Below are 300 nucleotides of genomic sequence, written 5' to 3' on the forward strand. Positions count from 1 at the left end.
GGCGCTGATCTATCTGTGGCGGCCGCTGCTTGCCGGCACGGTGAGCGAAGAAGTCGCCGAGGCCGAAGGGCTGTCGCCGCGGGTGTCGCAATTCGCATTCATGCTGCTGATGGCGGCGGTCATCGCGATCGCAATGCGCATCGTCGGCGTATTGCTGATCACTTCGCTGCTGATCATCCCCGCTGCAACAGCGCGGCGTTTTGCGGCGACGCCGGAGCAGATGGCGGTGATGGCAGCGTTCGTCGGAATTCTGGCGGCCGTCGGCGGTCTGTTCGGCTCGCTGAATTACGATACGCCATC

Annotated in this window: 1 protein-coding gene; it reads left to right on the forward strand. The window is 64.0% G+C overall.

Annotated features, from left to right (window positions below):
- On the forward strand, positions 1-300 hold a 300-nt coding region (locus EP376_RS22810; RefSeq protein ID WP_206074857.1), incomplete at both ends, for a metal ABC transporter permease.

Origin of the sequence: Alexandriicola marinus, from assembly GCF_004000435.1 — a bacterium.
GTDB classification, from domain to species: Bacteria; Pseudomonadota; Alphaproteobacteria; order Rhodobacterales; family Rhodobacteraceae; genus Alexandriicola; species Alexandriicola marinus.